Source organism: Micromonospora sp. CNZ309 (genome assembly GCF_002846525.1).
Window position 1 is genome coordinate 1,002,673 of record NZ_PJNG01000001.1, and the last position, 12,597, is coordinate 1,015,269.

General features: G+C 74.4%; 11 protein-coding genes. 5 read left to right on the forward strand and 6 right to left on the reverse strand.

Annotated features, from left to right (window positions below; translation table 11 throughout):
• Positions 1-10 precede the first annotated feature (10 nt).
• Positions 11-1,096 (forward strand): iron-containing redox enzyme family protein, encoded by a 1,086-nt coding sequence (locus CLT72_RS03800; protein ID WP_101409539.1) that lies wholly within the window; start codon positions 11-13, stop codon positions 1,094-1,096.
• A gap of 45 nt (positions 1,097-1,141) precedes the next feature.
• Here the strand turns inward: CLT72_RS03800 and CLT72_RS03805 are convergent, their stop codons facing one another.
• The gene (locus CLT72_RS03805; protein ID WP_089000660.1) at positions 1,142-1,375 is read right to left on the reverse strand and encodes a CDGSH iron-sulfur domain-containing protein; all 234 of its coding nucleotides are present in this window, start codon (positions 1,373-1,375) and stop codon (positions 1,142-1,144) included.
• A gap of 212 nt (positions 1,376-1,587) precedes the next feature.
• Between CLT72_RS03805 and CLT72_RS03810 the strand changes: the two genes are divergently transcribed.
• Entirely contained in the window at positions 1,588-3,009 is a 1,422-nt protein-coding gene (locus CLT72_RS03810) for a hypothetical protein (RefSeq protein ID WP_435823523.1), read from the forward strand.
• A 228-nt stretch (positions 3,010-3,237) separates the two neighbouring features.
• On the forward strand, positions 3,238-4,377 hold the full coding sequence (locus tag CLT72_RS03815) for a SigB/SigF/SigG family RNA polymerase sigma factor (RefSeq protein ID WP_089000659.1): 1,140 nt from the start codon (positions 3,238-3,240) through the stop codon (positions 4,375-4,377).
• 54 nt (positions 4,378-4,431) lie between these two features.
• On the opposite strand, the gene ctaD is transcribed toward CLT72_RS03815, so the two are convergent.
• The 5 genes from ctaD to CLT72_RS03840 all read right to left on the reverse strand — a co-directional run bounded on the left by ctaD (position 4,432) and on the right by CLT72_RS03840 (position 10,293).
• A complete protein-coding gene (gene ctaD / locus CLT72_RS03820; RefSeq protein WP_101409540.1) occupies positions 4,432-6,432 on the reverse strand; it encodes an aa3-type cytochrome oxidase subunit I in 2,001 nt (666 codons plus the stop codon).
• 106 nt (positions 6,433-6,538) lie between these two features.
• Complete coding sequence (locus tag CLT72_RS03825; RefSeq protein WP_101409541.1) at positions 6,539-7,267, reverse strand: ATP-binding protein; 729 nt, start codon at positions 7,265-7,267, stop codon at positions 6,539-6,541.
• Between the two features lie 103 nt (positions 7,268-7,370).
• On the reverse strand, positions 7,371-7,823 hold the full coding sequence (locus tag CLT72_RS03830) for a DUF4383 domain-containing protein (protein WP_101414920.1): 453 nt from the start codon (positions 7,821-7,823) through the stop codon (positions 7,371-7,373).
• 240 nt (positions 7,824-8,063) lie between these two features.
• The gene (locus CLT72_RS03835) at positions 8,064-9,221 is read right to left on the reverse strand and encodes a glycosyltransferase (RefSeq protein ID WP_089000656.1); all 1,158 of its coding nucleotides are present in this window, start codon (positions 9,219-9,221) and stop codon (positions 8,064-8,066) included.
• Between the two features lie 73 nt (positions 9,222-9,294).
• Positions 9,295-10,293 carry a glucosyl-3-phosphoglycerate synthase gene (locus tag CLT72_RS03840; RefSeq protein ID WP_172896535.1) on the reverse strand — a complete coding sequence of 333 codons (999 nt, stop codon included), beginning with the start codon at positions 10,291-10,293 and terminating at the stop codon, positions 9,295-9,297.
• A gap of 209 nt (positions 10,294-10,502) precedes the next feature.
• Between CLT72_RS03840 and CLT72_RS03845 the strand changes: the two genes are divergently transcribed.
• Both CLT72_RS03845 and CLT72_RS03850 read left to right on the forward strand, forming a co-directional pair.
• Positions 10,503-11,510 carry a Gfo/Idh/MocA family protein gene (locus CLT72_RS03845; RefSeq protein WP_089000654.1) on the forward strand — a complete coding sequence of 336 codons (1,008 nt, stop codon included), beginning with the start codon at positions 10,503-10,505 and terminating at the stop codon, positions 11,508-11,510.
• On the forward strand, positions 11,503-12,591 hold the full coding sequence (locus CLT72_RS03850; protein ID WP_101409542.1) for a zinc-dependent alcohol dehydrogenase: 1,089 nt from the start codon (positions 11,503-11,505) through the stop codon (positions 12,589-12,591). The genes CLT72_RS03845 and CLT72_RS03850 overlap by 8 nt, the downstream gene beginning before the upstream one ends.
• The last annotated feature ends 6 nt before the right edge of the window (positions 12,592-12,597 follow it).

Below are 12,597 nucleotides of genomic sequence, written 5' to 3' on the forward strand. Positions count from 1 at the left end.
GGAGGTCACCTTGTCAGAGTCCCCGGATCGCCGGTACGGACCCGCGCCCCTGCCGCAGCCCCGTGGACCGGTGTCGGCGGCGCTGCTGGACGCGCTGCGGCGTACGCCGCACGACCTTCCGGCGGGGCTCGGCGCCGGGCTCGACCCGGCCGACCCGCTCACCGACGAGGACCTCCAGCTCACGCTCTTCTGCTGCTACGAGCTGCACTACCGCGGCTGGCGGGGCGTCGACGAGGGCTGGGAGTGGCAGCCGTCGCTGCTCGCGCTGCGCGCGTACGCCGAACGCCACTTCGAGGCGGCGGTGCGGACGCTGGCCGGGCCGCTGCCGGCGGCGCTGCCCGGCGGGGTGCCGGCGGCCCTGGCCGACGTGGTCGCCGCCGACGACGGGCCGTCGCTCGCCGGGTACCTGCAACGCCGCGCGTCGCTGGCCCAGTTCCGCGAGTTCGTCACGCACCGCTCGATCTACCACCTGCGCGAGGCCGACCCGCACAGCTGGGCCCTGCCGCGCCTCGGCGGGCCGGCGAAGGCCGCCCTGGTCGAGATCCAGATGGACGAGTACGGCAACGGGCGCCTCGACCGGATGCACGCCGAGCTGTTCCGGGTCACCCTCGGCCGGCTGGGGCTCGACACCGGCTACGCCGCCCACCTGGACGCCGTACCGGCGATCACCCTGGCCACCAACAACCTCATGTCGCTGTTCGGGCTGCACCGGCGGCTGCGCGGGGCGCTGCTGGGGCACCTCGCCGCGTACGAGATGACCTCCTCGCTGCCGAACCGCCGCTACGGCAACGGGCTGCGCCGCCTGGGCCTGGACGAGGTGGCCACGCGCTTCTACGACGAACACGTCGAGGCCGACGCGGTGCACGAGCAGATCGCCGCGCACGACATGTGCGGGGGACTGGTCCGCCTGGAGCCGGGGCTCGCCCCCGACGTGCTCTTCGGTGCCGCCGCCGCGCTGGCGGTGGACCGGCTCTTCGCCGCACACCTGCTGGACGCCTGGACCGCCGGCCGCACCTCCCTGCGTACCACCGCCCCGATCCGCATCGCCCTCCGCGACCGCCCCCGCCCCGGCGAGCTCCCCGCCGCCGTCGCCTGACCCGGGGCGCGGACCAGGTCGGTCGATCACGCGGGGCGCGGTGCGTCAGGGGGCGGGGCGGGTGGTGCCGGCGCGGAAGCCGACGGCCTTGTGGGTGCCGTCGCAGAACGGCTTGAGCGCCGACTTGCCGCAGCGGCACAGCGCCACCGTGCCCCGCCTCGCGTCGATGGTCTCCCCGTCGGGGGTGACCAGGGCGAAGTCGCCCCGGACCAGCAGCGGCCCGTCCTGGTAGGGCGTGATGGTGGCCGCTGCCGCGGGGGCCTCGTCGTCGCTGCGCATGGGCGCAGATGTGCCCCTTACCGCGCCGACGAAACCCTGCTCACCGGCGTACCGGGGCGGCGGTGAACGCCGTCGTGGTCCCGTTCGCCGGGCCGGCGCCGCCCCGCCCGGGATCTTCTGATTGCTCCCACCCGGTGGGGGATGCCCTGTTTGAACCCCATCGGGACGGGAAGCCGGGCCGCGTGGTGAGCGAACGAGGCAAGGTGGGGCCGGTGCACAAGGTGCGCGAGGGGCTCACGGCCGACGGTGCCGGGCTGGCGGGCGACCGGGTCGTGGCGGCGGGCAGCGCGGCGCGGGTCCTGGTGGCCGCCACCGCGCGGGCGCTGCGCGGCACCGACTGCGCCGACCTGGGACACCCGGGGCACCCGGGGCCGCTGTCGCGGTTCACCGGCGCGCCCGAGCCGGTACGTCGGGCGGCGGTGATCCGGGCGGCGGGCCGCGTGGCACTCACCCCCGGGCAGACGGCCGAGGTCGACGCCGGCCGGATCGCCCGCTGGTTCGCCGACCAGTATCCGCGCCGACGGTACCCGGGGGCCCTGATCGGCTCCCCGCACGGCGCCGCCGCGCACCTGGCGACGGCGCTGGGGGTGCCGTGGCTGCCGGCGGGCTTCGAGATGACCGTGCACTGGGCGCAGGGGGCCGTCGACCGGCCGCAGGCCGCCCTGGACCACGGTGCCGCGCTCACCGCCCGCCTCCTCGGCGGCAACGCCGACCTGCACGTACGCCAGGTGCACTGTCCCGCGAGCCGGGGCGCGCTGGCCGGCGCCACGGTGTCCCTGGCGGCCCGGTGGCGGTCCCTGCCGGCCGCGTACGCGCGGTTCCTGGCCGACCGGCTGGAGCCCGGCGCCCCGGTGCTGCTGCTGCGCGACGCGCGCACCTGGCCCGTCTTCGACTCCGCCCCCGGGCACAGCTTCCAGGTCGGCTGCCCCGGCAGCGGCCTCGACCCGGTCGACTTCCACCCGGACAGCCACGCCCTGCGCCAGGTGCTCCGCTCGGCCGGCGGCGACGGCGCGCACTGGCAGCCGCCGGAGGTCACCTCGCCGCCCGAGCCGGCGGAACACGGCGTGGAGTCCGGTTTCGAGGCCGCCGTGCGGGACTGGACCGGCCGGCACGGGCATCCGCTGCACCGGGTCCTCGTGCCACGGCCGGAGGCGCTCAGCGCCGCGACCGCCGACCTGTACCGGCGCTGGCTGCGCGCGGCCGGCAAGACCGGCGACCGGCTGGTGGTGGAGTGCGGCCGGCTGCTGGACCCGTGGCAGGTGGTGCGGGCCGGGATGGTGCCGTACTGGTGCGAGAACGCCACCCGGCGCAGCGTGGAGGGGGTGGAGTGGTGGCTCGCCGGCAGCGAGCCGTTCAGCTCGGTGGACGTGCTGCCCGAACCGCCCGGCCTGCGCTCGCCGGCACTGGCCGGGCTGCCCCAGTGGCTGGCCGTCGCCGGCTTCGGCCGCCGCCGGCGGGCTCTGGACCGCACCTCGGCGCGCGGCTACCCGGTCACCTCGGTGCCCACCCGCCGGGCCACGGAGGTGCTGCGGGCGCAGCCGTACGACCTGCCGACGCCGCCGCCGATGACCGTGGACGACGCCCTCGCGGCGCTGCGCGACGGCGGCGCCGGCCAGGGGTTGCTGGTCTGTTGAGCCGGCCCTTTCGAAACATCCTCGCGAACCCCGGGTCCCGTGATTGAGTACCTACGGAGCGGGAACACCGCTGGCTGCGACGGCCTGATCACGCCGTCCGGCGTGGCGTCGTCGCCCGCTGACATCCCAGTCATGTGACCCACTTTCCGGCCCGGGCGTGGTGCGACCACGCGCGCGCACGACCGGTTTCCTGAATCCGGGCGGGGGACCTTCCTGAGGGAGGCGCGGATGTTCGGACAGACCACCACGACCACACCACCGCCGACCGAGCGGGGCCTGGAGGACCTCGACGCGGCCGCACTGGCGTACGCGGCCCGCATCGAGGGCCTACCGCCCGAACGGCGCCAGGAGGCGCGGGACGACCTGGTCCGCTTCGCCCTGCCGTTCGCGGGCCGGCTGGCCCGCCGCTACCGGGGGCGCGGTGAGCCGCTGGAGGACCTGGAACAGGTGGCCCGCCTCGGCCTGGTCAACGCCGTCGACCGGTACGACCCCGAGCGGGGCTCGTTCACCGCGTACGCGGCCATCACGATCGTCGGGGAGATCAAGCGGCACTTCCGCGACCGCACCTGGGGCGTGCACGTGCCGCGCCGGCTGCGCGACCTGATCCTGGAGGTGGGACAGGCGACGTCGGCCCTCACCAGCGAGCTGTCCCGGGCCCCGACGGTCGCCGAGCTGGCGGAGCGGCTGGAGACGCCGCAGGAGGAGATCCTCGCCGCGCTGGAGTCGGCCGCCGGCTACAGCCCGGCCTCGCTGAACGCCCCCGTCGGCGGGGAGAGTTCGGCCGAGTTCGGCGACCTGGTCGGCGAGTCCGACAACGCGCTGGAATCGGTCGACGACCGGGTGACGGTCAGTGGGCTGCTGCACCGGCTGCCCTGGCGGGAGCGGCGCATCCTGGCCATGCGCTTCTACGGCAACCAGACCCAGGCGGAGATCGCCGCCCGCTTCGGCATCTCCCAGATGCACGTCTCCCGGCTGCTGTCGCGGGCGCTGACCTGGCTGCGCCAGGCGATGCTCGCCGACGCCCCGCCGCCGTGGCAGAACGGCGCCGCCGAGTCGGAGCCGGCGAAGACCAGGATCTCGGTGCGGCACAACGGCGACCGGGTGGTCGTGGAGGTCGGCGGGGAGGTCGACCGCGACGGCGCGGACCAGCTGCGCCGGGCGATGCTGGAGGCGGTGACCGGGCAGCCCGCCGAGGTGGTGGTGGACCTCGACGGCGCGGGCGGCTTCGACGCCGGCGGCATCGCCGCGCTGATGGCCGGCCGCGAGGCCGCGGCCCGCACGGGGGTGCCGCTGCGGCTGACCCGGGTGCAGCCGGCGGTGCGTCGCTCGCTCACCGCGGCGGGACTCGCGGCGGCCCGCGAGGGCTGAGCACGTCGGAAAGGGCCGGCACCAGGCGGTGCCGGCCCTTTCGCGTACGGACGCTCAGTGGTCGGGCGAGTCGCCGGGCCCGCGCGGGTGCCGCCAGCGGTCGTTCTCCTGCTGCTCCCGCTGGGCGCCGAGGTTGGTCTCCTCCGGCTCGTCGGTCTGCTCGAAGCTGGGCCGGCGGATGTCGCCCGGCTCGGGTACGTCCACCGGCCTGGCTCCGGACTGCGGGGCCGGCTGGTACTCGGTGGCCTCCCGCGCGCCGTGTGCCCCCTCGCGCGACGGCGACTCGGGCACGTGCTTCTCGCGGTGCAACTCGTCGCGGAACTCCTGCGGCGGCTTGGTGGTGCGCTGCGGCAGGTCCCGGCCGAGGTCGGCGACGAGCGGGCCGTACTTGGCGTCGAAGGCGGGCCGCTCGGAGCGGATGCGGGGCATCCGGTCGAAGTTGCGCAGCGGCGGCGGGCAGGTGGTGGCCCACTCCAGCGAGTTGCCGAAGCCCCACGGGTCGTCGACGGTCACCTGCGCCCCGAAGCGCCAGGACTTCCAGGCGTTCCAGATGAAGAACAGGGTGGAGGCGCCGAGCACGAAGGCGAAGATGCTGGAGATCGTGTTCAGCGCGGTGAACCCGTCGCTGGGCAGGTAGTCGGCGTAGCGGCGGGGCATTCCCTCGTTGCCCAGCCAGTGCTGCACCAGGAAGGTGCCGTGGAACCCGATGAACATCGTCCAGAAGTGGGCCTTGCCGAGGCGCTCGTCGAGCAGCCGCCCGGTCATCTTCGGCCACCAGAAGTAGAAGCCGCCGAAGAGCGCGAAGACCACGGTGCCGAACAGCACGTAGTGGAAGTGCCCGACGACGAAGTAGGTGTCGTGGGTGTGCCAGTCCGCCGGCGGGCTGGCCAGCAGCACCCCGGTCAGGCCGCCGAAGAGGAAGGTGACCAGGAAACCGATCGCGAAGAGCATCGGCGTCTCGAAGGTGAGCTGCCCCTTCCACATGGTGCCGATCCAGTTGAAGAACTTGACCCCGGTCGGAACGGCGATCAGGTAGCTCAGGATGCTGAAGAACGGCAGCAGCACCTGGCCGGTGGCGAACATGTGGTGCGCCCACACGGTCATCGACAGCACCGTGATCGCGGCGGTGGCCAGCACCAGCCCCGTGTAGCCGAAGATCGGCTTGCGGGAGAAGACCGGGATGATCTCGGTGATGATGCCGAAGAACGGGATCGCGATGATGTAGACCTCTGGATGGCCGAAGAACCAGAACAGGTGCTGCCAGAGCATCGGCCCGGCGGTTGTCGGGTCGTACACGTGGGCGTTGAGCAGCCGGTCCGCGGCGAGCGCCATCAGGGCCGCGGCCAGCAGCGGGAACACCAGGATCACCAGCACGCTGGTGAAGAGCATGTTCCAGGTGAAGATCGGCATCCGGAACATCGTCATGCCGGGCGCGCGCAGGGTGAGGATCGTGGTGATCAGGTTGACCGCGCCGAGGATGGTGCCCAGCCCCGAGATCACCAGGCCGATCACCCACATGTTGGCGCCGACGCCGGGGGAGTGCTCCTGGCTGCTCAGCGGCAGGTAGGCGGTCCAGCCGAAGTCGGCGGAGCCGCCCGGGGTGAGGAAGCCGCCGAGCACCATCAGGCCGCCGAAGAGGTAGAGCCAGTACGCGAGGGCGTTGAGCCGGGGGAACGACACGTCCGGCGCGCCGATCTGGATCGGCACGATGTAGTTGGCGAACCCGAACGCCGCCGGCGTGGCGAACAGCAGCAGCATGACCGCGCCGTGCGAGGTGAAGAGCTGGTTGTACTGCTCGGCCGAGAGGAACTGCATGCCCGGCCGGGCCAGCTCGGCCCGCATCAGCATCGCCTGGAGCCCGGCGACCAGGAAGAACCCGAACGAGGTCAGCAGGTAGAGCAGCCCGATCTGCTTGTGGTCGGTGGTGGCCAGGAACCGGGTGAGCTTCCCACCGGGCAGCGCCTTGCGCAGCGGCCCGGGATAGCCGCCGAAGCGTGCCGGCGCCAGGATCGCCGGCCCCCGGTCGCGTGGTTCCGTGGTTACCCGCTCGGGCATGTGACTCTCACCCCGCCATGACGACAGATAGGACGGCGCGGCTACCCGCCCCACAGCCCATGAAACCAGGCGACAGCGGTTATTCAGGCGAGAGTGGTAAATCTGGTCAATTCGCGGGCAGTATGGCCCAGACGACCTTCCCGTCGCCGGCTGGCGAGCTGCCCCACACCTGAGCCAGCTCGCGCACCAGCATCAGCCCCCGGCCGCCCTCGGCCCGCCCGTCGGGGCAGCCGGCCCGGACCAGGGTCCGGTCGCCGTCGGTCACCGCCACGTGCAGGTACGGCCGGCGCAGGGTGAGCGTCACCCGCATCGGCGTGCCGGCGTGCCGGACCACGTTGCCGACCAGCTCGCTGAGCACCAGCGACGCCGGGCCGACGGCCTCCGGCAGGTTCCACCGCCCGCAGGCGTCGGTGACCAGCTCCCGCGCCCGCCGGCAGGCCTCCGCGACCGGTTCGAGCCGGGCGCGCAGCCGGGGCGCCGCCGCCGCGTTCGCCGCCCGGGTCGCCTCGTCGCAGTCGCGGCGCACGGGCACCACCCGGCAGGCGGTCGACTGCGCCAGCCAGGTCGCCGCTTCGGGCGGCGGGGCGCACAGCACGACGGGCACCGCCGGCCAGCCGGCCGCCCGGCGGGCGGTGGCGGCGAAGACCGAGAGGGCCAGCGGGTCACGGACGGTGACGTCGGTGAGGTCCACCACGAGCGCGTCGGGCTGGCTGGCGAGGCAGTCGTCCAGCGCGGTGTGCACCGTGCGCATGGTGCCGAGGTCGAGGCCGCCATGCAGGCGTACGACGGTCACCGGCGACCTGTCTTGCACCTCGCAGGTGATCCGCCGCGGCATGTGCGTCCTCGTTTCGCGTCGTCGGGGATCTGCGAAGTACCCGGACGCGGGCGGGCGAAACCGGCCCGGCCGGAGCGGCGTGGCCCCGGCCGTTCACGCTGCGTCACCGGGTGGCGCGGCCCCGGGTGGTCAGGACGCCCAGCGCGATCATGCCCAGGCCGAGGAAGAGGTGCAGCCAGTTGTCGGCGTTGTTGACCGGGATGAAGTTGGCCCCGCTGTCGTGGTCGATCACCAGGCCGTAGAGCCAGAGCACCAGGTAGATCGCGCCGCCGCCGACCAGGTAGGTCCGCGCGCCCGCGACGGTGCGGGCCAGCACCAGCCCGGCCACCCCGAAGAGCAGGTGGACGAAGTTGTGCAGCACGGAGACCTGGAACAGGCCGAGCAGCCTGGCGTCGGAGTCGTGCCCGGCGAAGCGCAGGTCGCCGAAGTCGCTGGTGATGCCCGGTACGAAGCCGAGGATGCCGACCAGGAGGAAGACCACCGCCACGGCGGCGGCGGCCCGCCGGACGGGGGCCTTGCCGTCGGCCGGGTTGTGCCGGGCGCGCGAGCGCGCCATGGGACCGGTCACCGCCGTCTCCTCACTGTGCGGGAACGCTGAGCGGACCGCGCCTTCCCGCCGCGCGCGCCGCCAAACCTTCCGCCCCGGCACGGGCGGCATCCGGACGCCGTCGCGGGCGTCGCCCAGTGTGCCGGGGACCGCCCACGCCGGGCGGCACGGCGGTCCCGGGCGTGGGCGCGTACGCCGACGGGCCGGCCCACCGTGACGGCGGCCCGGCCCCGGGGCGCGGACGGACGATCAGGCCGGCAGCAGGCGCCCGGCGGCGGCGGACTGGCGGAGGAGTTCGTAGAGGCCGACGTACTTCTCGGCCATCACGGCGGGGGTGAAGCGGACGGCGGCCTCGCGCCGGCACTCGTCCGGGTCGAGCAGGCTGGCGGCCAGCAGCAGGTCGCCCAGTTCCTCCTCGTCGGTGGTGAGCAGGCCGGTGCGGCCGTGCTCGATCAGCTCGGGCAGGCAGCCCCGGGCGGTGGCGACCACGGGCGTGCCCAGGGCCAGGGACTCGACCACCGCCGTGCCGCCCGGCTCCTCCCAGCGCAGCGGGAACAGCGAGGCCCGGGCGCCGGCCAGCAGGTCGTCGCGCTCCTGCCCGGCCACCGTGCCCACCCAGCGGACCAGGTCGCCGTCGACGTGCGGCGCCACCTCGTCGTAGAAGAACCGGACGTCCGGGTTCTGCCGGGCCTCGTCCCCGGCCGCAGCCAGGTCCTCCGGCCGGTGGTACGGGCCGACGGGCCCGGCGAGCACCAGCGGCACCCCCACCTGCCGGGCGAGACGCGCGCCCACGTCCTGGCCCTTGCCCGGGTTGATCCGGCCCAGGATGATCAGATAGTCGCCCTTGTCGGCCCGGGGCCGACGGTCCGCGTCGACGGCGAGCGGGGTGGACAGGTGCACGTGGCCCACCGAGTGCTCCTGCAACGCCCGGGGCGCGCGGGCCAGCTGCGAGGCGGAGACCCCGTTGACCCGGACCCGGTCGCCGCCGTCGAGGTTGCCGTAGAGCGCCGGGTGCTTGGCCAGGTCCCAGTGCAGGGTGTGCAGCACCGGCGGGGCGTCCGGGCCCATCGCGGCGAGCGTGGCCAGGCCGACCGCCTCCACGTGGTCGTGCACCAGGTCGATGTCGTCACGCGAGTGCAACGCGCGCACCACCCCGTTCAGGTGCGCCTGCGAGATGCCGCAGACCTGGTTGTACGGCCGTTGCAGGGCGGGGAACTGCCCGTCGGCGAAGACGGAGAACTTCTCGTCGACCGGCAGCGTGCTGCTGTCGACCGACGCGAGCACCACCCGTACGCCGAGGCGGCGCAGCTCCGGCACCAGCGTCGCGATGACGTTCTCGATGCCGCCGTAGCCGGGCGGCGGCACGGACAGCCACGGACCGGCGTTCATCAGGACGGTGAGGCTCATGCGGGATTCCTTCCCTCGGCGGGGCCCTCGGCCGTCCGCGCCCGGTCGTTCGGGGTCACAAGAGGTCGCGTGCTCACGCCGCGGCGACCCGTCGGCGGGGGATGCGGTGCCGTAGCTCGGCCAGGGGCGGCCGTTCCTCGACGGAGACGTCGCTGACGACGATCTCCCGGTCCAGGTTCGGCAGGGCGTCGGAGCCGCCGCGCCGGAACTGGGTCAGCAGGGCGGCGGGCATCGCCCCGGGCGCCGCCCAGCCGCGCCGCTGCAGCCGCGACCAGGCGGTGAGCATGATCTGGGCCGACATCCGGCCCAGCGCGGCGGTGTCCTGGTGGCGGTGCTTGCGCTCGCCCAGGTCCACCTGGGCCAGCGCGTCCAACCCGACCAGCTCGAGCAGGTCGATGAGCATCGCCGTCTCGACCCCGTAGCCGGAGACGAACGGCACCCGCTCCAGGACCTCCCGGCGGCCCGCGTACTCACCGGCGAGGGGCTGCACGAAGCCCGCCAGCTCGGGCCAGAACAGGTTCAGCATCGGCCGGGCCATCAGCTCCGTCACCCGCCCGCCGCCGTCGGCCTCCACGCTCGACGCCCCGACCAGGGGGCGGTGGTAGAAGCCCTTCACGAAGTCGACCGAGGGATCGGTCAGCAGGGGACCGATCAGCCCCGTCACGAAGTGCGGCCGGAACTCACGCAGGTCGGCGTCGATGAACGCCACCACGTCGCCCTCGGCCGCCGCCAGCCCCGCCCAGAGCGCGTCCCCCTTGCCGGTGAGCCGCGGCAGGCCCCGGGTCATCGCGTCCTGGCTGACCACCTCCGCGCCGGCGGCACGCGCCACCTTGGCGGTGCGGTCGGTCGACCGGGAGTCCACCACGATCAGCTCGTCGATCAGGGCCACCCGCTCCATCAGGTGCTCCCGGATGGTCGACACGATCGCGCCGACCGTCGCCTCCTCGTTGCGGGCCGGCAGCACCACGCTGACCCGGCTGTCGCCCTTGGCGCGCACCAGGCGCCGCGCCGGCCAGTCCCCCGCCGACGTCGTGCGGTAGGTGGCCCAGGCCTCCACCACCGGCGACACCATAGTTTCCGTATTCCGCACAGGCACCCCCAGATCGTGGCGGAAAAACCTTCCCTGTTTTTCCCACTACCGCACTCGCGCTAACCCGCAGCATGCCTAACAGCTTGATCACGACGGTGACGTGACCGGGTTCCGCCCTGGTGAACGTTTGGTTGCGCGCACGCGGGGGGAGTGCAGTCGTCGAACGCGAAACTGTGGCGAAGGGGCTTTACATGCGCACGTGCCGGGTGGGACTGGTCGGGGCCGGCGGGGTGGCGCAACGCCACGCCAGGGTGTTGGGCGGCTTCGCCGACGTGGAGCTGATCGGGGTGACCGACGTGGTGCCGCAGGCGGCGGCGGAGCTGGCGCGGGCGCACGACGCCCGCACCTTCGGCGACGTCGACGAGCTGCTGGCCGCCGGCCCGGACGCGGTCTACGTCTGCGTGCCGCCGTTCGCCCACGGGCCGGCCGAGGAGGCGGTCGTCGCGGCCGGGGTGCCGATGTTCGTGGAGAAGCCGGTCGCCGTCGACCTGGCCACCGCCGAGCGCGTCGCCGACCTGGTGGCCCGGCGCGGGCTGCTCACCGGCGTGGGGCACCACTGGCGCTACCTGCCGGTGGTGCAGCAGGCCCGGGAGCTGCTCGGCGACCGTCCGGTGCGGATGGTCGCCGGCGCGTGGTGGGACAAGGTGCCCCCGGTGGCCTGGTGGTCGTCGCGCGAGCGTTCCGGCGGCCCGGTGGTCGAGCAGGCCGCCCACGTGCTGGACCTCATCCGGTGCCTGGTCGGCGAGGCCACCGAGGTCACCGCGTACGGCGACGGCACCCCGCCGCCGGTCGACGGCGCCGACATCGACTCGGTGACCACCGCGACGCTGCGCTTCGCCGGCGGCGCGGTCGGCACGCTCACCGCCGCCTGCGTGCTCGGCTGGAAGCACCGCGCCGGGCTGGAGATCCTCGCCGACGGGCTGGCCCTGTCGCTGAGCGAGGACGGGCTGGTCGTGCGCGACGCCGATGGGGAACGCCGCTTCGACGCCGACCCGGAGGCCGCCCGGGTGGCCGTGGACCGGGCCTTCGTCGACGCCGTCCGGGGCGTCGGCGACGACGTGCGCGTCCCGTACGCCGAGGCCCTCGGCACCCAGCGGCTCGCCCTCGCGGTCGCCGACTCCGCCCGCACCGGCCGGCCCGTACGCCTGGACACGCCCGCCGCCGCGCCGCTGGCCACGGGGGTGACCGTCGATGCGTGACCGCGTGGTGGTGGTCAGCGGCCCGGGCCGGGTCGAGCTGGTCGAGCAGGACGCCGCCGAGCTGACCGACGGCACGTTCCGGGTCGAGACGCTGTTCAGCGGCGTGTCGGCCGGCACCGAACTGAGCTACGTCAAGGGCACCAACCCCTACCTGAACGTCACCTGGAACGCCGACCTCGGGCTCTTCCAGCCGGGTGCCGCCAGCACGCCGTACCCGGTGACCCGGCTGGGCTACATGCAGGTCGGCCGGGTGGTGGAGAGCCGCACGCCGGCCGTCGCCGTGGGCACCGTCGGCGCGATGACGTACGGCCACCGCACCGGCTGGGTCGCCGACGCGGTCGCCGAGCGGTTCGTGCCGCTGCCCGAGGACCTCGACCCGCTGCTCGGCGTCTACGTCGCGCACATGGGGCCGATCTGCGCCAACGGCGTGCTGCACGCCGCCGCCGACCTGCACGGCGCGGACGTGCGCTCGCTGGGCGACGGGGTACGGGGCCGGCGGGTCGCGGTCGTCGGCAGCGGGGTGGTGGCCCTGCTCACCGCCCTGTTCGCCAAGCGGCACGGGGCCGCCTCGGTGGTGGTGCTCGACCCGACCCCGCAGCGGCGGGCCGTCGCCGAGGCGCTGGGCCTGCAGACCCTCGACCCGGAGGCGGACGACCCGGCGGTGGTGCTCAAGACCCGCTGGGCGCACGGGCCCGGCGACCGGGGCGCCGACGTGGTGTTCCAGTGCCGGGGCCAGGCCTGGGCGTTGCAGCTCGCGCTGCGCCTGCTGCGTCCCCAGGGCACGGTGGTCGACCTGGCCTTCTACCAGGCCGGCGCGGACGCGGTCCGCTTCGGTGAGGAGTTCCACCACAACGGACTGTCGCTGCGCTGCGCACAGATCGGCCGGGTGCCGCGCGGGCTCACCCCGACCTGGGACCGGGAGCGCCTCTCCGCCGAGACGATCGACCTGCTGCGCGCCTACGGGGACGTGATCCGCAAGCACCTGGTCTCGGCGGTGGTGCCGTTCGAGGAGGCACCGACGCTGCTGACCGACCTCGCCGAGCGGCGCCGCCAGGAGCTCCAGGTGGTGCTGACCGCCTGAGGCGCG